Source organism: Pseudogulbenkiania subflava DSM 22618, assembly GCF_900177275.1.
In the GTDB taxonomy this organism is placed as follows: domain Bacteria; phylum Pseudomonadota; class Gammaproteobacteria; order Burkholderiales; family Chromobacteriaceae; genus Pseudogulbenkiania; species Pseudogulbenkiania subflava.
This window is the reverse complement of record NZ_FXAG01000006.1, coordinates 135,148-157,624: the sequence shown is the minus strand read 5'-3', so window position 1 is coordinate 157,624 and position 22,477 is coordinate 135,148. Positions and strand designations below refer to the sequence as shown.

Annotated in this window: 18 protein-coding genes and 2 pseudogenes; 10 read left to right on the top strand and 10 right to left on the bottom strand. The window is 62.3% G+C overall.

Features of this window, described 5'->3' with window-relative positions:
• The first annotated feature begins 54 nt into the window (after positions 1-54).
• The gene (locus B9N72_RS07835; RefSeq protein WP_085275864.1) at positions 55-1,443 is read left to right on the top strand and encodes a tryptophanase; all 1,389 of its coding nucleotides are present in this window, start codon (positions 55-57) and stop codon (positions 1,441-1,443) included.
• Positions 1,444-1,611: 168 nt separating this feature from the next.
• On the opposite strand, the gene B9N72_RS07830 is transcribed toward B9N72_RS07835, so the two are convergent.
• The gene (locus B9N72_RS07830; protein ID WP_234985918.1) at positions 1,612-3,594 is read right to left on the bottom strand and encodes a diguanylate cyclase; all 1,983 of its coding nucleotides are present in this window, start codon (positions 3,592-3,594) and stop codon (positions 1,612-1,614) included.
• Between the two features lie 240 nt (positions 3,595-3,834).
• Between B9N72_RS07830 and B9N72_RS20705 the strand changes: the two are divergent.
• Positions 3,835-4,035: pseudogene (locus B9N72_RS20705) on the top strand (IS3 family transposase); the annotation flags it as partial.
• A gap of 3 nt (positions 4,036-4,038) precedes the next feature.
• Here B9N72_RS20705 and B9N72_RS07820 read toward each other — a convergent pair.
• The 7 genes from B9N72_RS07820 to ccoN form a co-directional block, all read right to left on the bottom strand.
• The gene (locus B9N72_RS07820; RefSeq protein WP_085275862.1) at positions 4,039-4,440 is read right to left on the bottom strand and encodes a YbaY family lipoprotein; all 402 of its coding nucleotides are present in this window, start codon (positions 4,438-4,440) and stop codon (positions 4,039-4,041) included.
• Between the two features lies 1 nt (position 4,441).
• A complete protein-coding gene (locus B9N72_RS07815; RefSeq protein WP_085275861.1) occupies positions 4,442-4,966 on the bottom strand; it encodes a FixH family protein in 525 nt (174 codons plus the stop codon).
• 3 nt (positions 4,967-4,969) lie between these two features.
• The gene (gene ccoG / locus B9N72_RS07810) at positions 4,970-6,421 is read right to left on the bottom strand and encodes a cytochrome c oxidase accessory protein CcoG (protein ID WP_085275860.1); all 1,452 of its coding nucleotides are present in this window, start codon (positions 6,419-6,421) and stop codon (positions 4,970-4,972) included.
• Positions 6,422-6,569: 148 nt separating this feature from the next.
• Positions 6,570-7,484 (bottom strand): cytochrome-c oxidase, cbb3-type subunit III, encoded by a 915-nt coding sequence (gene ccoP / locus B9N72_RS07805; RefSeq protein WP_085275859.1) that lies wholly within the window; start codon positions 7,482-7,484, stop codon positions 6,570-6,572.
• Positions 7,481-7,675, bottom strand: coding sequence for a cbb3-type cytochrome oxidase subunit 3 (locus B9N72_RS07800; RefSeq protein ID WP_085275858.1), 195 nt, complete (start codon positions 7,673-7,675; stop codon positions 7,481-7,483). The genes ccoP and B9N72_RS07800 overlap by 4 nt, the downstream gene beginning before the upstream one ends.
• Before the next feature lie 3 nt (positions 7,676-7,678).
• Positions 7,679-8,293, bottom strand: a complete 615-nt coding sequence (gene ccoO / locus B9N72_RS07795) for a cytochrome-c oxidase, cbb3-type subunit II (protein ID WP_008953112.1) — start codon at positions 8,291-8,293, stop codon at positions 7,679-7,681.
• Positions 8,294-8,313: 20 nt separating this feature from the next.
• Entirely contained in the window at positions 8,314-9,741 is a 1,428-nt protein-coding gene (gene ccoN / locus B9N72_RS07790; RefSeq protein ID WP_085275857.1) for a cytochrome-c oxidase, cbb3-type subunit I, read from the bottom strand.
• A gap of 132 nt (positions 9,742-9,873) precedes the next feature.
• On the opposite strand from ccoN, the gene B9N72_RS20700 reads away from it, so the two are divergent.
• From B9N72_RS20700 to B9N72_RS07760, 7 genes are all read left to right on the top strand, one after another.
• Positions 9,874-10,191: a hypothetical protein gene (locus tag B9N72_RS20700; RefSeq protein WP_143477775.1), complete on the top strand. Its 318-nt coding sequence runs from the start codon at positions 9,874-9,876 to the stop codon at positions 10,189-10,191.
• Positions 10,188-11,972, top strand: a complete 1,785-nt coding sequence (locus B9N72_RS07785; RefSeq protein ID WP_085275856.1) for a M61 family metallopeptidase — start codon at positions 10,188-10,190, stop codon at positions 11,970-11,972. Before B9N72_RS20700 ends, B9N72_RS07785 begins: the two co-directional genes overlap by 4 nt.
• A gap of 149 nt (positions 11,973-12,121) precedes the next feature.
• On the top strand, positions 12,122-14,743 hold the full coding sequence (gene pepN / locus B9N72_RS07780; protein WP_085275855.1) for an aminopeptidase N: 2,622 nt from the start codon (positions 12,122-12,124) through the stop codon (positions 14,741-14,743).
• A gap of 179 nt (positions 14,744-14,922) precedes the next feature.
• Complete coding sequence (gene rlmF, locus B9N72_RS07775) at positions 14,923-15,879, top strand: 23S rRNA (adenine(1618)-N(6))-methyltransferase RlmF (RefSeq protein ID WP_085275894.1); 957 nt, start codon at positions 14,923-14,925, stop codon at positions 15,877-15,879.
• 180 nt (positions 15,880-16,059) lie between these two features.
• The gene (locus tag B9N72_RS07770) at positions 16,060-16,689 is read left to right on the top strand and encodes a 2OG-Fe(II) oxygenase (RefSeq protein ID WP_085275854.1); all 630 of its coding nucleotides are present in this window, start codon (positions 16,060-16,062) and stop codon (positions 16,687-16,689) included.
• A gap of 103 nt (positions 16,690-16,792) precedes the next feature.
• Positions 16,793-17,893 carry a chorismate synthase gene (aroC, locus tag B9N72_RS07765; protein ID WP_085275853.1) on the top strand — a complete coding sequence of 367 codons (1,101 nt, stop codon included), beginning with the start codon at positions 16,793-16,795 and terminating at the stop codon, positions 17,891-17,893.
• Between the two features lie 58 nt (positions 17,894-17,951).
• Positions 17,952-19,367, top strand: coding sequence for an EAL and HDOD domain-containing protein (locus tag B9N72_RS07760; RefSeq protein ID WP_085275852.1), 1,416 nt, complete (start codon positions 17,952-17,954; stop codon positions 19,365-19,367).
• Positions 19,368-19,446: 79 nt separating this feature from the next.
• Here the strand turns inward: B9N72_RS07760 and galE are convergent, their stop codons facing one another.
• Positions 19,447-20,472 (bottom strand): UDP-glucose 4-epimerase GalE, encoded by a 1,026-nt coding sequence (galE, locus tag B9N72_RS07755; RefSeq protein ID WP_085275851.1) that lies wholly within the window; start codon positions 20,470-20,472, stop codon positions 19,447-19,449.
• Positions 20,473-20,698: 226 nt separating this feature from the next.
• Here galE and B9N72_RS21425 point away from each other — a divergent pair.
• Positions 20,699-20,830 (top strand): annotated as a pseudogene (locus B9N72_RS21425) (IS3 family transposase); the annotation flags it as partial.
• Positions 20,831-21,434: 604 nt separating this feature from the next.
• On the opposite strand, the gene B9N72_RS07750 reads toward B9N72_RS21425, so the two are convergent.
• Positions 21,435-22,349, bottom strand: a complete 915-nt coding sequence (locus tag B9N72_RS07750; protein ID WP_085275893.1) for a LysR family transcriptional regulator — start codon at positions 22,347-22,349, stop codon at positions 21,435-21,437.
• Positions 22,350-22,477 lie beyond the last annotated feature (128 nt).

Sequence of the window (22,477 nt, the reverse complement as noted above, 5' to 3'; positions counted from 1 at the left end):
TCGTCGCGTCTGGCGTTGTTGCGCCCGCGGCCGGCCGACAGCCGGGAGATTCTCATGGCACGTCGTATTCCCGAACCGTTCCGCATCAAGATGGTGGAGCCGATCAAGCAAACCACCCCCGAACAACGCCATCAAGCACTCGAGCAGGCCGGCTGGAACCCGTTCTTGCTGCGCGCCGAAGACGTCTATATCGATCTTCTGACCGACAGCGGCACCGGTGCGATGAGCGACCGGCAATGGGCCGGCCTGATGATGGGCGACGAAGCCTATGCCGGCAGCCGCAATTTTTACCACCTGGCCGATACGGTCAGGGAGGTGTTCGGCTACGCGCATACCATCCCGACCCACCAGGGGCGCGGGGCCGAGCAGATTTTGTTCCCGGAACTGGTCAAGCGCACCAAGGGCAAGTCGCCGGTGTTCCTGTCCAACTACCACTTCGACACCACCAAGGCGCATGTCGAAATCGCCGGTGCCCGCGCCATCAATGTGCTGACGCCACAGGCCTTCGATACCGAGACCGCTTACAACTGGAAGGGCGATTTTGACCTGCCGAGGTTGGCCGAAACGATCGCCGACGTCGGCGCCGACAACGTGGCCGGGCTGATCGTCACCATCACCTGCAACAGCGCCGGCGGCCAGCCGATGTCGATGCACAGCATCCGTGAAGCCAGCACGCTGGCGCGTGCCCACGGCATCCCGGTGATCATCGACGCTGCGCGCTTCGCCGAGAACGCCTGGTTCATCCAGCAGCGCGACCCGGATTACGCCGGCCATGCCATTGCCGATATCGTGCGCGAGATGTTCAGCCATGGCGACATGTTCACCATGTCGTCGAAGAAAGACGCACTGGTCAATATCGGCGGTCTGTGCTGCTTCAAAGACGATATCGAGCTGTTCCACGCGGTGCAGGTGCGCTGTGTGCCCATGGAAGGTTTCGTCACCTACGGTGGCTTGGCCGGTCGTGACATGGAGGCCATGGCGTTGGGGTTGAAGGAGGGCATGGACCAGGATTACCTGAGCTACCGGATCGGCCAGGTGGCCTACCTGGGCGAGCGGCTACGCGCGGGCGGTGTGCCGATCCAGACCCCGACCGGCGGACACGCGGTGTTCGTCGACGCGAAAAAGCTGTTGCCGCACATCCCGGCCGATCAGTTCCCCGCCCACGCGCTGGCGTGCGAGCTGTATCTGGAGGGCGGCATCCGCGGTGTCGAGATTGGCTCGCTGCTGCTCGGGCGCAATCCCCAGACCGGCGCCCAGGAGCCGTCGCCGTTCGAGCTGCTGCGTCTGACCATTCCGCGCCGGGTGTATACCAACGACCACATGGACTACATCGCCGACTGCCTGATCGACGTCAAACGGCGTGCCGCCTCGATCCGTGGCTTGCGCTTCGATTACGAACCGCCGATTCTGCGCCACTTCACCGCACGGCTGCGGCCCGTTTAAGGCTGGAATGAAAACGGGGAGCCAGGCTCCCCGAGGAAGTGAATGGGAGATTGGCTTGGAAGCCAAGAACGAAGGGCCTTGCAGCGATGTTAGGCCCTTTTTCTTTTGGAGCTGGGGTTACATGGAGGGGCAGCAGGGAGGGAGTGCAAACGCACTATCGAACCCTTCTTACGGAAATACACTACTTGTCACAACACAGTTCCTGCCCAGGTGCTTCGCTTCATAAAGCGCGGCATCACAGCGATTGTAGATGGTCGTGAAGTCATCCTCGGCCGCCAGTTCTGCAACACCGATGCTGATGGTGACGTGAATCTGTCCGCTCAGTGCTTGAATCGTACACTCTTCGACTTCGCGGCGAAGTCGCTCAGCCACCTCTTGTGCTTCGGGTTCAGGGGTATTGGGCAGCAGAACGGCGAACTCCTCCCCGCCAAGGCGGCCGATAGTGTCGCAGTTCCTGAGAGCCTGCTGAAAAACAACGGCGACGCGCTTCAGTGTTTCATCGCCACCGTGGTGGCCGAAGCTGTCATTGATGCGTTTAAAGTAGTCGAGGTCTATCAGGAACATGGACAGTCGGCCCCCATAGCGCTTCGCCCGACTGAATTCTTTCTCTGCAATCTCGGTAAAGTGGCCACGGCGCAGTACGCCAGTCAGTTCATCGGTTGTCGCTAGCGCTCTCAGCTTGCTGAGTGACCTTTCCTCGGCAATGACGCTGCCCACCCAGCGCCCCAGCAACCGCACGAACTCGATATCGCTACGATCGAACGTTCGGCCATAGGGTCTGGCCGAGGAAAAATTGACGGTGCCATAGAGTTGGCCACCAACCAGAACCGGGCTGCCGATATAACACTCCAGTTTGAAGGCATCGAAACAGGGGTGGCCGGCATAGTCGGAATCGCTCATGTGGTGGATCGCCACCACATCCGCGTTATTAAGCGTTATTGAACAGTAGGTCTGCGCGAGCTCGAATTCATCGCCCGCCTTCAGGTTGGTCGCCGGCGGCGTACAGCAGCTTTCGACTTGGTAGCAGTCACCAATCACATGGCTGACAATGCCAAATTCAACCCCTAGATGGCGGCATCCGAGTTCCAGTGCTTTCTGTAGCTGCTCTTGCAGGGTGTCGCTCGACTGGGTGGCGATATCGTTCAGAGTGCGCAGGCTGTCGTTGACGAACAGTAACCGGCTGCGGAATTGATGTTGTACGTGCAGGGCTCGCGCCAGCAACGCTCCGCCCAGTACCATAAGCAACGAGATGACCCCCGCGAGCAGGCGGTACCGGAACCAGCGCCGTTCATGCGCGGCGAAAATGTCCTCGACGGGTTGGGTGATCGACACGACCATCGGATAGCCATCCAAGCGTCGATATGTCACCAGCCGGTTGATCCCATCAATCACACTTTTCGCTTCAAAGCTCCCTTGCTGTGGAGCACTTGGGCGCAAGAACGGACGATCAGACGGTACCGCCGTGCCGATAGCCTGGGCATCGAGTTTCCGGCTGCTTCCGCGTGCTCGGAAAATCCCGTCCGTTCCGATCAGCCCGAGAGTGCCACGTGCGCCGAGGTCAATGGATTCAATAAATTGTCCAAAGTAATCGGGACTGAGCGAAATGACCAGGACGCCTTCAAAGCGGCCACCCTCGCCCAGGATGGGGCGTGTCATCTGAATGCTGTAGCGGCTGGAAACGCGCCCCTTTACGGGTTTGCTGATATGGAGCCTATCCTGGCGGCTGTCCCGATGCACCCGGAAATGCTCGCGGTCGCTCAGGTCGACCGGTTTCGCGTTTGGGTCGAGAGTGGAGTACGCGAGCTTCCCATCGGAACTGATGACCGAGACCTGGACCAAAAGTGACTTGGGATAGGCCGACTGGAGAAACTGGACTTTCCGATCGAAATCGGATCGATCGTCAAGCCATGCCTGGCGCAGAATCAGCAGCGCTTCGTCGACCTCATCGAAGGTTCGAGCGACGTGTTCCCCGAAGGCCCTGACAAGATTGGCCGACTCGGTCTTGGCATTGCGCTCGACAGCGGCGTGATTACGACCTTGTTCCACGCTTAGAACAAACCAGAGCGACACGACCATGAGCCCCACGATGGTCAGGATCGAAAGCGGGTGGGAGATGGTCCGGGTGGAACGTAATCGGCGTTCATATGGCATTGATGAGACCGCCAATTGATAAGATAGAAAATCAAGAGATTAAACGCTAGTTTGCTTCATCAAACAAGTAGAGTCCATGCATCTTTATGCATAAAGAATGGCTGAAGGCTCACAAACCCCGGCACCGACCGGGATTTTTCTACTCTGATGGTGCACCGATTTGCTCTTTGCTGGGTGCTTGATAAGTTCACGCTAAGGAATGCACCGCCATGGACATGTCCACCGAAGCCGTTGAAGACTTCAATCCGTACCCGCGAAGACCAACGCTTGCTGGGGCAAATCAAGCAGGCCTGGCTCGAGAGTGGCGGTGTCTATGGATACCGCAAGGTGTATGACGACCTGCAGGCACAGGGAGAGCGTTGCGGCAAACAGCGTGTGGCACAGCTGATGAGACAGGGGGGGCTGCGTTCGCAGACGGGCTACCATCGTCGCCCGGGGCATTGCTCAGCGTGCCACCGGCTCGGCGCTGATTTCCACCGTGGCACTGGAGCCGTCCAATACCCGGCGTGGCTCGCGGCTGGCCAGGCGCAGTTCGCCATCGACGAAGACCCGTGCTTCCACAACGTAGCGTCCATCGGCCTGGATGGCGTGGCGGTCATAGCACAGCGAGAATCCGGCGGGGAAGGCGGGCGGCTGTTCCAGGTATTGTTCCGCTAGAACGCGCGGCGGAGCATCGCTGTGGCTGACATCGAGCAGGCTGACCCGCACCATGCTGCCAGCGCGCTCGAGCGGACTGCCCGCCAGCGACACGGTGCCGTTGAGGTAGGCGGGGGTATAGCCGCCCTGGGTGGCGCAGCCGCTCAACACCAGTGCGGCCAGTCCCAACAGGGCGTATCGGCGCTTCATCTCAGTTCTCCACCGGGGTGAGGGCCGGGGTGCCGAGCAGAACCTGGTTGCCTTCGGCCGAGCGCCAATCGCCTTGCACTCGCCATTGCTTGTTCTTGTCTTCCAGATGCAGATACCAGTGGTTGGCCGGAGCAGGCTTGACCGTGCCCTGGTAGACGTTGTCGCTGGTGCGGTGCAGTGTGATGTGCTGGTCGAAATCGTCCTGGGCAGGGTGCAGGAGCTGCAGCTCCAGCTCGGCCGGCAGCGGCTGCTTGCTGCTGGTGATGACGCGCACCTGGCGCATGTCGTCACTGAACAGAACCTGGGCCGACAGCCCCATGGCTTGGGCCACCTCGTCACGATGCAGCTGCTTGTTGATCTCCTTGCCTTGCTGGTAGTAGTCGTCCACCACCATGCCGTCGTCGCTCTTGACCGCGATGCCGAAGGTGACGAAGGCCGCGATCACGACAATGATGGGACCTGCCATCAGCAGCCATGGCCAGCGCTCCCGATACCAGGGGCGCGAAACATTGAGGGCCTTCTGCATCTCTTATTCTCCGATGAAACTTGATTTTTCTTCCACGCGCAGCGCCTGGTCGTCGGCAGACTGGATCACGAAGTGGATTTCGTGGCTGCCCTTGGTGGCGTATTGCGGGTCGGCCTCAACACGCACCGGCACGGTTTCGGTTTCGGTACCCTTGACCGTGATGATCGGCTTGTCGCTTTCCAGCTTGATGCCCGGCAGGCCCTCGACTGAGAGCTGGAAGCGCTGGGTTCGTTCCGAGACGTTGATGATTTTCACGCTATAGCTGTTTTCCAGCCAGCCTTCATCCGTTTCCCTGACCAGCGAGGCACGGTCACGGATAATGTCTACCTTGAACGGCTTGCGTTGCGAGAACGAGACGACGGCCGCGATCAGAATGGTGAGCAGAAGCAGCGAGTACAGCACCACGCGCGGCCGTTTCAGGCGCGAGACGATCTCCTTCTCGCTGTATTTGCCTTCCAGGGCATTTTCCGTGGTGTAGCGGATCAGGCCACGCGGATAGCCCATCTTGTCCATGACCTCGTCGCAGCCGTCAATACAGGCGGCACAGCCGATGCATTCGTATTGCAGGCCGTTGCGGATGTCGATGCCGACCGGGCAGACCTGGACGCAGATGCTGCAGTTGATGCAGTCCCCCAACCCTTCGCTACGCGGATCGAGGCCTTTCTTGCGCGCGCCGCGCGGCTCACCACGCTTCTCGTCGTACGAGATGATCAGCGTGTCGGCATCGAACATCACGGCCTGGAAGCGGGCGTAGGGGCACATGTACTTGCACACCTGCTCGCGCATCATGCCGGCGAACAAATAGGTGAAGCCGCCGTAGAAGAACATCCAGAACGTTTCCCACGGACCGTAGTTGAAGCTCGGCGCAGCGACGACCAGATCCCGGATCGGCGTGAAATAGCCAACCAGGGTGAAACCGGTGACCAGGGAGAACAGCACCATCAGCGCATGCTTGGTGAACTTGATGCGGAACTTGGTGAGGTTCATCGGCTGCTTGTCGAGCTTCATGCGCTTGTTGCGGTCGCCTTCAACCCACTGCTCGATCCACAGCATGATCTCGGTGTACACCGTCTGCGGACAGGAGTAGCCGCACCACAGCCGGCCGGCGATGGTGGTCCAGGCAAAGAGGCCGAAGGCGCTGCAGATCAGCAGGGCTGCAAGGTAGACGAAGTCCTGCGGCCAGATGGTCAGACCGAACAGGTGGAACTGGCGGTTGATCAGGTCGAAATGCACGGCCTGGCGGCCGTTCCACATCAGCCAGGGGAAGCCGAAGAACACCAGTTGCGTGCCCAGTACGAAGATGGTGCGCCAGTTGTTGAACAGGCCTTTGACGCTACGAGGATAGATTTTCTGGCGCTCTTCGTACAACGACACTTCCGTGGTGTCCTGTGCCGCATTCTTCTGCGCGGCACGTTGTTCCACCTTGATGGGGATCTCTTTCAGTGATTCGGACATCGTGATTTCCTGCGAAAAGATTTTGGGAAAGCGGTGTATACCGATTTGCCGAAAGCTTCTGTTAAAAATTTTATATTATGTTTGCTTGCTAAGCATCGGTGCCAAGCAATACTGCCCGCGACGAGCGGGCAGTATTGCGAATCAAGACTTACTGAGCCTTGGTGTTGTTGGACAGCCCCCAGACGTAGGACGCCAGCAGGTGTACCTTGCCTTCGCCGAGGAAGTCCTTCCAGGCCGGCATCTGGTTGTTGCGACCGTTGGTGATGGTCTCGATGATGGTCTTTTCGGTACCACCGTACAGCCAGATGTTGTCGGTCAGGTTCGGAGCCCCCATGGCCTGGTTGCCTTTGCCGTCCGGGCCATGGCAGGCCGCGCACACGGCGGAGAAGGTTTCCTTGCCGCGAGCCGCACGGTCGGCGTCATGCTTCTTGCCGGACAGCGACATCACGTAGTTGGCCACGTCCTTGACCTTTTCCTCGCCGAATGCCGCACCCCAGGCCGGCATCTGACCGTGACGGCCGATGGTGATGGTCTCCTCGATCTTCTGCGGAGTGCCGCCATGCAGCCAGTCGTTGTCGGTCAGGTTCGGGAACCCCTTGGCGCCGCGGGCGTCAGAACCATGGCACTGTACGCAGTAGGTCTGGAACAGGCGCTTGCCCATGGCCTGGGCTTCCGGATTGGCCGCCACGGCCTGGATATCCTGCTTCAGGAACTTGTCGTACAGCGGCTGGTACTTGGCTTCGGCCTGGCTGCGCTCTTCGTTGTACTGGCCGACCGACGTCCAGCCGCGGATACCCTTGAAGGTTCCGAGGCCGGGGTAGAGCACCAGGTACACCGCGCCGAACACCAGGGTGATGTAGAACAGCATCATCCACCAGCGCGGCAGCGGGTTGTTGTACTCCTGCAGGTCGTCGTCCCAGACATGGCCGACGGTCTCGACCTTCTCGCCCTTCTTCAGGTTGGTCTTGGACTGGCTGAAGAGCAGGTAGGCGAGGCCTACGATGCCGACGATTACCACGACGGCGATGTACACGCCCCAGAAATCACTTACGAAATCACTCATTGTTTTGCTCCGTTGGAAGCCGGCGAGTCGTTGCCGGCCTCCTGCACCTTGTCGTCATCGAGGAACAGCTGGTTGGCTGCCTCCTCGTACCGTTTCTTGGATTTCTTGCTGTAGGCTCCCAGCAGGATCACGATGAACACGACGAAGCAGAACACCGTGAACAGGCTGCGCCCCAGATTGGTCCAATCCATGGCTTAACGTACGTTCTTGAGTGCAAGACCGAGACCTTGCAGGTAGGCGATGACAGCGTCCAGTTCCGACTTGCCTTGCGCCTGGGCGGTTGCCTCGGCGATGTCCTTGTCGGTGTACGGTACGCCTACCTTGCGCAGTGCGGCCATCTTCTTCGGCAGCACTTCGGCGTCGACCAGATTCTTGGCCAGCCACGGGAAGGCCGGCATGTTGGATTCCGGTACCACGTCACGCGGGTTGGTCAGGTGTACGCGGTGCCATTCATCGGAATAGCGGCCGCCGACACGGGCCAGGTCCGGGCCGGTGCGCTTGGAGCCCCACAGGAACGGGTGGTCGTATACCGACTCGCCGGCCACGGAATAGTGGCCATAGCGCTCGGTTTCGGCTCGGAACGGACGGATCATCTGCGAGTGGCAGACGTGGCAGCCTTCGCGGATGTAGATGTCACGCCCCGCCAGTTGCAGCGCATTGTACGGTTTGACGCCGGCGACCGGCTCGGTGGTGGATTTCTGGAACATCAGCGGTACGATTTCCACCAGGCCGGCCACGCTGATCACCAGGACGGTCAATACGATCAGGTAGCCGACGTGCTCTTCAACCAGTTTCTGAATCTTTTCCATGTTCTTCTTGCCCTTTCCGCTTAAGCGTGTGCCGAGGCGGTAACTGCCGGAATCTTGGCGTCAACGGCGCGACCGGCGGTGACGGTACGGAAGGTGTTGTAAGCCATGACCAGCATGCCGGTCAGGTACAGCGAGCCACCCAAGAGACGTACGAAGTGGTACGGGTAGGTCGCCTTGACGACTTCGGCGAAGGCGTAGGTCAGGGTGCCGTCCGGGTTCAGGGCACGCCACATCAGGCCTTGCATCACGCCGGAAATCCACAGTGCAGCGATGTACAGAACGACGCCGACGGTGGCGAGCCAGAAGTGAGCTTCGATCAGCTTGACGCTGTGCATTTCTTCACGGCCGAACAGGCGCGGCAGCAGGTAGTACATCGAGCCGATGGTGATGAAGCCGACCCAGCCCAGTGCGCCGGAGTGCACGTGGCCGACGGTCCAGTCGGTGTAGTGCGACAGGGCGTTCACGGTCTTGATAGCCATCATCGGGCCTTCGAAGGTGGACATGCCGTAGAACGACAGCGATACCACCAGGAACTTCAGGATCGGGTCGGTGCGCAGTTTGTGCCAGGCGCCGGACAGGGTCATGATGCCGTTGATCATGCCGCCCCAGGACGGTGCGAACAGGATCAGGGAGAACACCATGCCGACGGACTGGGTCCAGTCAGGCAGGGCGGTGTAGTGCAGATGGTGCGGACCGGCCCACATGTAGGTGAAGATCAGCGCCCAGAAGTGCACCACGGAGAGGCGATAGGAGTACACCGGACGGCCTGCCTGTTTCGGCACGAAGTAGTACATCATGCCGAGGAAGGCGGCGGTCAGGAAGAAGCCCACGGCGTTGTGGCCGTACCACCATTGCACCATGGCATCGACCGCACCGCTGTACACCGAATAGGACTTCCACATCGTCACCGGAATTTCCAGGTTGTTGACGATGTGCAGCAGCGCCACGGCCAGGATGAAGCCGCCGTAGAACCAGTTCGCCACGTAGATGTGCTTGACCTTGCGGATGGCGATGGTGCCGAAGAACACGATGGCGTAGGCGACCCAGACCACGGTGATCAGGAGGTCGATCGGCCATTCCAGCTCGGCGTATTCCTTGCTGGAGGTGAGTCCCAGCGGCAAGGTGATGGCCGCAGCCAGGATCACCAGTTGCCAGCCCCAGAAGGTGAAGGCGGCCAGTTTGTCCGAGATCAGGCGGACGTTACAGGTACGCTGTACCACGTAGTACGACGTGGCGAACAGGCCGCAGCCGCCGAATGCGAAGATGACGGCGTTGGTATGCAGCGGGCGCAGGCGGCCGAAGTGGAAGTAGGGCCCAAAATTGAGCTCCGGCCACACCAGCTGGGCGGCGATGACGACGCCCACCAACATGCCAACAATGCCCCATACGACGGTCATGATGGCAAACTGGCGCACCACCTTATAGTTATAAGTGGATTGCGATTCCATTTACGATTCTCTCCAAGGTTGCTAACTCAGAACTTTTTTACAATCCGTGGCGACTTGAAGCCCGGTTTTCCGTCCCCATGTGGAAAGGGACTTCAACTCGCTGAAATTCCGAACTTGAGATAAATCAAGGGCATGATCGTTGCCCGGGGCGCGCCACTGCGCGCTCATGGCGGCAACAGACGCAGTTTCCCCATTTATTTATCTGATCATTCTAAAACAATTGCATTGGCCGGACCAGCCGTGGCATGTGCTTTTGGCGGCTATCGTCCGGCATTTCGGTCCGCGGAATTCTCCTCCCGGGTGCTCTCACCCGATGCTGCGACTGTTCCGGATTATATTGTCATCAGGCAAGCGGCTTTTGATTTGGATCAACTCGGCTTGCCGGGCAGCATTCCGCGCAGTGCAATGCTAGAATCGGCGCTTTTCGTCACGACAGGTAATTCGCCATGACCGTGCCCGTCCGCTACCAGATATCCCCCCTCTCGCCCGAAGCCCATCTGTTCGAGGTCGTCATGACGGTGGAGCGTCCGGCCAGTGAGGGGCAGATCGTGCGTTTGCCGGCCTGGATTCCGGGCAGCTACCTGATTCGTGAATTCGCCCGCCAGATCGTGACGCTGCAGGCCGAGTCCGCCGGACGGGCGGTGGCGTTGACCCAGCTCGACAAGCATAGCTGGCAGGCGGCGCCGGTGACGGGGAGGTTGACCCTGCGCTACCAGGTCTACTGTTTCGACCTGTCGGTGCGGGGCGCCTACCTCGATGGCGAGCGCGGCTTTTTTAACGGTAGCAGCGTGTTCCTGATGGCGGAAGGCTACCAAAGTAGCCCCTGCGAGGTGGCGATCCTGCCGCCCGCGGGCAAGGCATTCGCCGACTGGCAGCTGGCCACCAGCCTGCCGGCGCACGAGGTCAAGAAGAAATCCGGGTTCGGCGTCTATCGTGCGGCCGATTACGATGAGCTGATCGATCACCCGGTGGAGATGGGGGAGTTCGAACGCGTCAGCTTCAAGGCCTGCGGCGTGCCGCACGAGTTTGTCGTCGCCGGCCGTTTCCGGGCCGACCTCAAGCGTCTGGCACGCGACGTGAAGAAGATCTGCGAATGGCAGATCGCTCTGTTCGGCCAACCTGCGCCGTTCGAGCGCTATGTGTTTCTGCTCTACGTCGGCAAGGACGTTTACGGCGGGCTCGAGCATCGCGCCTCGACCGCGCTGTTGGCCAACCGCGACGACCTGCCGCAAGCGGGCGAGAAGACCATCGGCGACGGCTATCTGCGCCTCTTGGGCCTGATCAGCCACGAATACTTCCACAGCTGGAACGTCAAGCGCCTGAAGCCGGCGGCGTTCTCCCCCTACGACCTGAGCCGGGAAAACCATACCCGTCTGCTGTGGGCGTTCGAGGGGGTGACCTCGTACTACGACGAGCTGACCCTGGTGCGCTGCGGGCTGATCGACGAGAAACGTTACCTTGGCCTCCTCGCGGAGACCATCAGCGGTGTCGAGCGTGGCGCCGGGCGGCGCAAGCAGACCTTGGAAGAATCCAGTTTCAACGCCTGGACCAAGTACTATCGTCAGGATGAGAACAGCCCCAACAGCCTGGTCAGCTACTACACCAAGGGTGCCTTGGCGGCCTTGGCGCTGGATTTGCTGATCCGGCGCGAGAGCGGCGACGCCAAGTCGCTCGACGACGTGATGCGCGCGCTGTGGCAGAAGTGGCTGGCCGACGGCCAGGGCCTGGCTGAGGACGAGTGGGAGCGCCTCGCGGCGCAGGCCACCGGGCTCGATCTGCGCGGCTTCTTCGACCTGGCGCTGCGTTCCACCGCCGACCTGCCGCTGCCGGAACTGCTGGCGAGCCAGGGGGTGGAGATGGCGCTGGCACCGGCCGAGGGGGCGAACGACCGCGGCGGCGTGGTCGACGCACTGACGGCCAAGCCGGTGCGTGCGGTGCTGGGCGTGCGCAGCGCCAGCGACCCGCTCGGGGTGAAGCTGACCCACGTGCTGGATGGCGGCGCGGCGCAGCTGGCCGGCCTCTCCGGTGGCGACGTGGTGGTGGCGCTCGACCGCCTGAAGGTGAGTGATCTGGACAAGGCGCTGGTGCGCTTCCAGCCTGGCGAGGCGGTCAAGCTGCACGCCTTCCGCCGTGACCAATTGATGACGTTCAGCGTGCTGCTGCAGGCGGCCCCGGCCGATACCTGCCGGCTGGTGCTGCAACCTGCCGGCGCGCGCTGGCTCAAACACTGAAACACGGATTCCGCCAGGCCCGCCATCGCCGGGCCGAATTGTCGCTGCGGCGCTATCCCGCCGTAGTGGTGTCTGCGCGGCTGGCCGACCACGCCAGCGAGCAGCAGCAGGGCGGAATCACCTGAAACGGCCCTTGATTAGGTGAAAACATGGCCCAGCAACCCGAAGTGAAATACCTGAAAGATTACCAGGCCCCCGCGTTCAACCTGGACCGCGTAGACCTGAAGTTCGACATCTTCGACGAGGTGACGCGCGTCTATTCGCGCCTGCTCGTGCGGCGCCATAACGGTCATGACGATACCGAGCTGCGGCTCGACGGCTGCGCCAAGCTGGTGGCGGTGACGCTCGACGGCGAAAGGTTGGCCGAAGGCCGCTATCGCCTGGGTGACGAGACGCTGGTGATCACCGACGTGCCGGACAGTTTCATCCTGGAGATCGAGACCGAGCTCGATCCGGCCGCCAATACCAGCCTGATGGGGCTCTACGCCTCCAACGGCAACCTGTTCACCCAATGCGAGCCGGAGGGCTTTCGCAAGATCACCTATTACCTCGACCGTCCGGACGTGATGTCCAAGTTCACCACCACCATCGTCGCCGACAAGCAGAAGTACCCGGTGCTGTTGTCCAACGGCAACAAGGTGGGCGAAGGCATGGTCGACAAGAAGCGCCACTGGGTGCGCTGGGTCGACCCCTACCGCAAGCCGGCCTATCTGTTCGCGCTGGTGGCGGGGCGGCTGGCGGTGCGGCGCGACAGCCACACCACCCCGGGCGGGCGCCAGGTGACGCTGGAGGTGTGGACCGAGCCCGCCGACCAGGACAAGGTGGCGCACGCCGTGGAGTCGCTCAAGCGCGCGATGAAGTGGGACGAGGAGCGCTTCGGCCTGGAGTATGACCTCGACATCTATATGATCGTGGCGGTCGGCGACTTCAACATGGGGGCGATGGAGAACAAGGGCCTCAACATCTTCAACACCAAGTACGTGCTGGCGCGCCAGGAAAACGCCACCGACGACGACTTCCACAACGTGGAAGGCGTGATCGGCCACGAGTACTTTCACAACTGGACCGGCAACCGCGTCACCTGCCGCGACTGGTTCCAGCTGTCGCTGAAGGAAGGGCTGACGGTGTTCCGCGACCAGGAGTTCTCGGCCGACATGTCGAGCCGCGCGGTGTGCCGCATCAGCGACGTCAAGCAGCTGCGCGCCTTGCAGTTCCCGGAAGACGCCGGCCCGACCGCGCACCCGATCCGTCCCGAGTCGTACATCGAGATGAACAACTTCTATACCATGACGGTGTACGAGAAGGGCTCCGAAGTGGTGCGCATGTACCAGACCCTGCTCGGCCGCGAAGGCTTCAGGAAGGGCATGGACCTGTACTTCAAGCGCCATGACGGGCAGGCCGTCACCTGCGACGACTTCCGCGCCGCCATGGCCGACGCCAACGGTGTGGATCTGACGCAGTTCGCTCTGTGGTACAGCCAGGCCGGCACGCCGCTGTTGAGCGTGAGCGGTCAATACAGCCCGGCCGAGCGGACCTACACCCTGACGGTGAAACAAAGCTGCCCGGCCACGCCGGGGCAGGAGCACAAGCAGCCGTTCCACATCCCGCTGGCACTGGGCCTGTTGGGCGAGGACGGTGCCGACCTGCCGTTGCAGCTGGAAGGCGAGAGCGACGCGGTGGGCACGTCACGCGTGCTCGACGTGACGTTGGCCGAACAGCGCTTCGTGTTCGTCGATGTGCCGGTCGAGCCGGTGCCGTCGCTGTTGCGTGGCTTCTCGGCGCCGGTGCGGCTCGACTTCGCCTGGCGCGACGACGAGCTGGCCTTCCTGATGGCGCACGACAGCGATCCGTTCTGCCGCTGGGAGGCGGGCCAGACCCTGGGGCAGCGCCTGTTGCGCCAGCAGCTCGCCGAGCGTCAGGCCGGGCGCCAGGGTTCGTCGTCCGAAACGCTGGTGGCGGCGTTCCGGGCCGTACTGAAGGACCACGCCGCCGATCCGGCGTTCAAGGCGCTGATGCTGACGCTGCCTGCCGAAGCGGAGCTGCTGGAGCTGGTCGACGACGCCGATCCGGCGCTGATCCACGAGGTGCGCGAGACGATGCTCGACGGTCTGGCGCAGGCGCTGCGCGGCGAGTGGCACGAGGCCTACGATCTGAACCAGACGCGCAGCTACCGTCCGCAGGATGCCGGCAAGCGGGCACTGAAGAACCTGGCGCTGGCCATGCTGTGCCGTCTGGACGACGTCTGGCCGGCCGAAGCGGCGGAAACGCAGTGCCTGCAGACCGACAACATGACCGACCAGATGGGCGCGCTGTCGGCGCTGCGCGACCGTGCCGGGGCGGAGCGCGACAATTGCTTCGCCGAGTTCGCGCGGCGCTGGCGGGACGACGCGCTGGTGATGGACAAGTACTTCATGCTGGTGGCGAGCTGCCAGCTGCCCGACACGCTGCTGCGCGTGCGCGAGGCGCAGGAACACCCGGCTTTCTCGCTGAAGAACCCCAACAAGGCGCGCGCGCTGCTGGGCAGTTTCGGCCGCAACCAGCTGCACTTCCACGCCGCCGACGGCTCGGGCTACCGCTTCCTGGCCGAGCAGGTCGTCACCATCGACGCCTTCAACCCGCAGGTGGCGAGCCGGCTGGTGCAGCTGTTCAACCGCTGGAAGAAGCTCGAACCGGTGCGCCGCGGCCTGATGAAGGCCGAGCTGGAGCGTCTGCTGGCGCTGCCGCTGTCGCGCGACGTGTACGAGATCGTGTCGAAGAACCTGGAAGCCTGAGTCCCGCGGGCCCCGGCTCTCGCGGACGACAAAAAACCGTACGGCCAATGGCCGTGCGGTTTTTTTTTGTGCCCGGGCGTGGGTGGGTTCTGGCCGCGTTCTGGCCCGGGGAAACAGGACAGTGTTGAGGTGGGCGCAAACCCCGTACAATCCGCCGCATCCTGTTGGTGACCGATTTCATGACCCACCCTAAAACCACGCCGCCCAAACCCGGGCTGCATCCGCGCAACGCTCATCGCCAGCGCTACGATTTTGCGGCGCTGATCGCCGCCTGTCCCGATCTGGCACGCTTCGTCACCCGTAACGCCAACGGCGTCGACAGCGTCGACTTTGCCGACCCGGTGGCGGTGAAGATGCTCAACCGGGCATTGCTGGCGCACCATTACGGCATCGCGCACTGGGACATCCCACCCGGCTACCTGTGTCCGCCCATCCCCGGCCGCGCCGACTACATCCATCACCTGGCCGATCTGCTGGCCGCCAGCAACGGCGGGGAGCTGCCGGCGCGCGTCAACGTGCTCGACGTCGGCGTCGGCGCCAACTGCGTCTACCCGATCATCGGCCGTGCGGTGTACGGCTGGTGCTTCGTCGGCTCGGACATCGACCCGCTGGCGCTGCGCTCGGCGCAGGCCATCGTCGACGCCAATCTGGCGCTGGTCGGGGCGATCCGCCTGCGCCGCCAGGCGTCTTCGGCCAACGTGTTCCAGGGGGTGATCAAGCGCAACGACTATTTCGACCTCACGCTATGCAACCCGCCGTTCCACGCCTCGGCGCAGGAGGCGGAGGCGGGCACGCGCCGCAAACTCACCAACCTGACCGGCAAGCGGCCGGCCAAGACCGTGCTCAACTTCGGCGGTCAGCACGCCGAACTGTGGTGCGATGGCGGCGAGGCGGGTTTTCTACGCACCATGGTCAGCGAGAGCGCCGGCTTCGCCCATCAGTGCTGCTGGTTCTCGTCGCTGGTGTCGAAGGAGGCCAACCTGCCCGGTCTGTACCGCGCGCTCAAGCAGGCCGGTGCCCGCCGAGTGGAAACCATCGCCATGGCGCAGGGGCAGAAGACGAGCCGGCTGGTGGCGTGGAGCTATCTGGACGAGGCTGGACTGGCGGCGTGGCGCGAGGCTCGCTGGGGGCGTTGAGGCGGGGTTTCCGACTCGCCCCGTGGGCCGGCCGCCATCCCGACGATGGCCACGCAAGCCCGTTGCCGCCCCGACCGGTCGCCGCACACGGCTGATCTTCCCGCCTTGATCTGGCGCATTGGCCAGGGCTGGGGGGCTGTGGTAGAAAACGCAGCAAACCGACAATGCCGAAAGACCCGCATGAGCACGCTGAATTTTGATCTCGACACCGCCATCGATACCCTCGCCGAGCAGGGCTGGATCGTCATCCCCCACGCCCTGCCGGCCGCACTGACCGCGGCACTGCGTGAATCCTGCCTGGCCGTGTGGGAGGAGGGGCTGTTCCACGAGGCCGCCACCGGCCGTGCCGACGGCCAGGCGCGGCGTGCCGAAATCCGTTCCGACTCGGTGCTGTGGCTGGATCAGGTGGCCGAGCGGCCGGCCGTGGCGGCGTACAACGCGGCGATGGACGACGTGATGCGGGGTGTGAACCGCGGCCTCTACCTGGGGCTGGCCGAGCTCGAGTCGCACTTCGCGGTCTACCCGGAAGGCGCGTTCTACAAGAAACATCTCGACCGCTTCCGCGACGACGACGCGCGCACCCTGACCACGGTGTTCTACCTCAACGAAGGCTGGCCGAAGGACGCGGGCGGGCAGATCCGGCTCTATCTGGACGATGAATGCCAGGAGTTCGTCGACATCGAGCCGGAAGCCGGCACGCTGGTTCTGTTCCTGTCCGACTGCTTCTGGCACGAAGTGCTGCCGGCACGCCAGCAGCGCCTGTCGGTGACCGGTTGGTACCGCCGCCGTGGCAACAGCGTGCCCTGGTAGTGGGTGAGCGGTGTCCCACGCTGGCCGAACGTGCCGCAGAAGCAAACCGCCTCCCGTGCTAAAATCGATCGCGATCACCGAAAAATAAGCAAGGGATGAAGCGATGTCTGGCAATAGCATGGGCCTGCTGTTTACCGTTACCTCTTTTGGCGAAAGCCACGGACCGGCCATCGGCTGCGTCGTCGACGGCTGCCCGCCCGGCATGGAGTTGTCCGAGGCGGACATCCAGCAGGAGCTCGACCGCCGCAAACCCGGCACCAGCCGCCACGTCACCCAGCGCCGCGAACCGGACACCGTGGAAATCCTCTCCGGCGTGTACGAGGGCAAGACTACCGGCACCCCGATCGCGCTGTTGATCCGCAATACCGACCAGCGCTCCAAGGACTACGGCAACATCGCCGAGACCTTCCGCCCCGGCCATGCCGACTACACCTACTGGCACAAGTACGGCATCCGCGACCCGCGCGGCGGCGGCCGCTCCTCGGCGCGCGAGACCGCGGTGCGCGTCGCCGCCGGCGCCATCGCCAAGAAATGGCTGAAGGAAAAGCACGGCATCGTGATCCGCGGCCACATGAGCCAGGTCGGCGAGAAACTCATCCCGTTCACCGGCTGGGAGCATGTTTCGGCCAACCCCTTCTTCGCCCCGGACGAGGCCATCGTGCCGGAGCTGGAAGCCTACATGGACTCGGTGCGCAAGAGCCTCGACTCGGTCGGCGGCAAGGTGCGCGTGGTGGCCGAGAACGTGCCGGTGGGCTGGGGCGAGCCGGTGTACGACCGCCTCGACGCCGACATCGCCTACGCCATGATGAACATCAACGCCGTCAAGGGCGTGGAGATCGGCGCCGGCTTCGCCTCGGTGGCGCAGAAGGGCAGCGAGCACGGCGATGAGCTGACACCCGAGGGCTTCGCCTCCAACCACGCCGGCGGCATCCTGGGCGGGATTTCCACCGGCCAGGACATCGAGGTCAACATCGCCATCAAGCCGACCTCCAGCATCGCCACGCCGCGCCGTTCCATCGACAAACAGGGCAACCCGATCATGGTCGAGACGCACGGCCGCCACGACCCGTGCGTGGCGATCCGCGCCACGCCGATCGCCGAGGCCATGCTGGCGCTGGTGCTGATCGACCACGCCCTGCGCCATCGCGCCCAATGCGGGGACGTGCACGTCGATACCCCGCGCATTCCCGGGCGGATCGGCTAGAGTGGTATGAGGCGGGATGCCTCGTGCATAGCGTGCGGTTTTCAAGGATGTTCTGATCATGCTGAAAAATCTGCTGGGTAGCCTGACGGGGGGGTCTTCCAAGGAGGCGGAGGCCTCTCCCGCCGAGGTGGTTTCCTCTCCCGACACCGAGATGACCCTGGCGGCGCACGAGCAGCCGGTCTCGCTGCCGCCGACGCTGGGTTTCGTGTCCCATCAGCCGATCATGGACCGGCAGCAGCACGTGGTGGCGTACGAGTTCGCCGTGCGCAAGGCCCAGCAGGCGGCGATGACCGGCAAGAAGCAGTGCGAATTCGATCGCCTGATGCTCTCCACGCTGCAGAACATGGACGTGTTCCGTCTGCTGGCGTACCGCCGCGCCTTCGTCAACATCTCCATCGCCTCGCTCGACGAGCCCCTGCTCGACGAGCTGCCGGCCAAGAGCGTGATCCTGGTGCTCGACCCGATCAGCGACGAGCCGCTGACCGAGGCGCTGCTGCCGCGACTGGATGCCCTGAAACAGAAGGGCCTGCGTTTTGCCGTCGAGCCGGCGCGCTACGACAGCCAGGCGTTGGCCGAGCGGCTGCAGCCGGAACTGTTCAGCCGCATGGATTTCATGGTGCTCGATTTCGCCGCACCGTCCACGCGCGTGCTGGCGCCGATCCTCGACCAGCTTCCCAAGCGCTACCCGCAGGCACGCTGGCTGGCGCGCAACGTCGGCACCGCCGAGGAGCTGGACGTCTGCCTGCACGCGCCGGGCAGCCATCGCTTCGCGCTGTTCCACGGCTCCTTCGTCACGCTGGTACGCGGCATGGAGACCGGCAAGAGCGACGCCAGCCAGGTTCGGGTGCTGGAACTGATGCGTCTGTTGCGCGCCAACGCCGATACCCGCGAGATCGAGGCGCAGTTCAAGCTCGATTCGGTACTGTTGTTCAAGCTGCTGCGCTTCATCAACTCGCCGGTCAACGGCCTGAGCCGCAAGGTACAGAGCATCGAGGAGACCCTGATGCTGCTGGGGCGCGACACGCTGTTCAAGTGGCTGTCGATGCTGCTGTTCACCGCACGCAAGGACGACGGCCGCTCGGTGGCGCTGCTCGAGAAGTCGCTGATCCGTGCCCGCTTCATGGAAAAGCTCGGCGCCTACCGGGGCAACAAGCTGGAGGCCGAGCACCTGTTCCTGACCGGGATGTTCTCCTTGCTGGATGCCCTGCTGAACATCCCGTTTCCCGACACGCTGAACGCGATCGAACTGCCGGCGCCGGTGCGCGAGGCCATCGTCAACCACAAGGGGCTGTTCGCGCCGCAGTTGCTGTTGGCCATGGCTTGCGAGCAGGGCGACACGGCGCGGGTGCATACCATCGCGAAGATGCTGGAGTTCGACGACGGGTTGATCAACCGCTACCACACCGACGCGGTACTGTGGGCCCAGGAAGTGCTGCACCAGAGCGAGGTACACAGCAACGTCGAAGCGGTATGAGCGGCCGTGGTGTCGCCATCCGTGCCAAGCAAGAGGCCCGGCAGATGCCGGGCCTCTTGTCATTCGTTCGTTGGCGAGCTTATCGAGTGACGTCGTCGTCGGGGTAGCCGGCCGGATTCTGCTGCTGCCAGCGCCAGCTGTCGCGGCACATGGCCGCCAGGTCGCGGCTGGCGCGCCAGCCCAGCCTGGCCTCTGCCTGGGCCGGGTCGGCGTAGCAGCAGGCGATGTCGCCGGCGCGGCGCGGTGCGAAGCGGTAGGGGATGTCGCGTCCGCTGGCGCGGCTGAAGGCGGCCACCAGCTCCAGCACCGAGTAGCCGCGCCCGGTGCCCAGGTTCAGTGTCAGCACCCCGTCGTGGGCGCTCTCCACCGCGCGTGAGTGGGCGACGGCGAGGTCCACCACGTGGATGTAGTCGCGCACCCCGGTGCCGTCAGGGGTCGGGTAATCGTTGCCGAAGACGCTCAGCGCTTCGAGCTTGCCCACGGCGACCTGGCTGATGTACGGCATCAGGTTGTTGGGGATGCCGTTGGGGTCTTCCCCGATCAGCCCGCTCTCGTGCGCCCCCACCGGGTTGAAGTAGCGCAGCAGGGTGATCTGCCAGCCGGGCTCGGAGGCGGCCACGTCACGCAGCACCTGTTCCATCATCAGCTTGCTGTGGCCGTAGGGGTTGCTTGGACCGAGCGGAAAGTCCTCGCGGATCGGCACCGTGTGCGGGTCGCCGTAAACGGTGGCGGAGGAACTGAACACCAGGCGGCGCACTCCGGCCTCGCGCATGCACTCGAGCAGGCACAGCGTACCGGCGACGTTGTTGTGGTAGTAGGTCAGCGGCAGCGCGACCGATTCGCCCACTGCCTTGAGCGCGGCAAAATGGATGACCGCGTCGATGTCGTGCTCGCGGAACACGCGGGTGAGTGCCGCACGATCACGGATATCCGCCTGGTAGAAGCATGGTGCCTTGCCGCTGATGCGCGCCACCCGCTTGAGCGCTTCGCGCTTGCTGTTGCACAGGTTGTCGATGGCGACGATCTCGTGCCCCGCGGCGAGGAGTTCGACGCAGGTGTGCGACCCGATGTAGCCGGCAGCGCCGGTGACCAGAATGGTGGCCATGCTTGGCTGTATTCCCTGCTTGTTTGTCAGAAGGGTATTTTATGCGGAAACTCCGTCGGCGAGGGAGTTGTGCGGCGGTTAACAAAAAATCCCTTTGCTCATCAAGTGCTTAGTTTGTCTGGCTGATGGGGGAGGCTGCCGCTTTTGTGGCTGTCTATGTCCATCTGCATCCCCATTGGACTGCCCCGGCTCCAGTAGGCAGTCCGGTCCTATGGTTTGAGCATAGGAGGACGCCCGTCGTGACATCTTCGATTGCATCGAGCTGTTCTACAACCCGAAGCGCCGGCACCGTTCTGCAAACCGGCTATCGCTGGTAGAGTTTGAGAAGCAATATTTCCAACGGCTCAAGAGTGTCTAGAGAAGTTGGGGCGATTCAGATACCCTGACTGTAGTCGCCGACTCACTATTTGTCAGGGTTGACACGGAAGCTCTGAAAATAAAGGCACATGGTTCAGTTATTTAACTGGGCAGCCACATATTTTGGCGGTCGCAAAGGCATTGTTGCAGAAGATCGCCAGATCTGAAGGGTCCGAAGAGCTTCGGTAGGCTTGCCACGTGAGTAAGCCGCCCCCCGCCAAGTATCACTCGGCCAACTGGAAGAACTGCAACACAGCACCAAGGGCACGGGCTCGCAATGAGCTTCTGCGTACGACGTGCTACCTCGCTTTAGTCATCCTGAAGAGATGGCGCAGCAGCTATCGCCGGTGCAGCCTGGTTGAAATCAAGATGGAGTGCTTCAGGCGGCCGAGGGAGTGAGGGATGGCAGGGGGGATCGTCATGCCGGTGCGAGCAGTGATCCTGAATCGATTCACGTTGCTTGGAGTACCGGCGACGGTCCGCATGGGGTTGTTCTATCTGGGGAAATAAGAGCCCATCTTGCTTCAGTTTTTTTGCAATAATGCCAATCCTAACCGACAGCTGGCAGGCCTCGATTTGTGTCGCCATGTTAATGGCTACACAAATTAGTTATTTATAGATAATTGCTCTAAAAAGCGCTCCAGCACCAGATTAGGGCGCCTGCCTTTGCGCGTAACCACACTAAGTGGTACGTCATAGTGAAGACGATGAGGGTGGAGTGTTCTCATCATTTCCTGTGTCACCCATGTATTGGCATAGTGGTCTGGAAGAAAGCCGATAAAACTGCCGGTGAGAATCAAAAAGGCGATGCCCTCCCGATCAGATGCCGTTGCTGTGCAGTTCAATGTCTGATGAGTGTCTATGGCGTCCGCTGGTAGTCGGTAGCTAGGCGCCACGGCATCGGCATTGCGTAGTTCCTCGTCGCTTATCTCAGCATCAGGGCGCTCAAAAAATGAATGTTCCCGGCTGCAATAGAGCAAGGAGCGTTCTTCGTAGAGTGGCATGTATTCCAGTCCCGCCAGGGGGCTGATTAATGGGACCACACCCACATTGAGGTGCCCATCAAGAACCCCTAGCTCAATATCGCTAGGTGTCATCATCCCGATATTGATATGTACGCTAGGGCCTTGTGCTCGTAGCGACTTCAAGGCATGGGTGATGCGCATGTGCGGCTGGGTCACCATATTGTTGATGATGCCGATGTTGAGCTCGCCGCGCAGTTGACGGTGCAGCTGGTTGACCTCGCTGCGGAAACCCTCGATGGCGGCGAGCAGAGTCTGGCTCGCGCGCAACACCTCGCGTCCCTCGTCGGTGAGCGCGAAGCCGGCGCGGCCGCGTTGGCACAGACGCATTCCCAGCCGTTTCTCCAAGTCTCCCATGTGCAGGCTGATGGCCGATCGGCTGATGCCCAGTACCCCTTCGGCGGCCGTGAAGCTGCCACATTCCACCACGGTCTTGAACAGGCGGAGCAAACGGATTTCGAAATCGCTTACTTGGCTGAGTGTCTTCTTTGCAGTCATTTGGTGAGTTAAATCTAATCTAAACGTGAATACGATGCTATTTAACTCATCATACAACCTGATGCAACCTATGGCTGTCAACACATCAACCACTGGGAGACATGTATGAACTCTCCGAAAGAGGATGG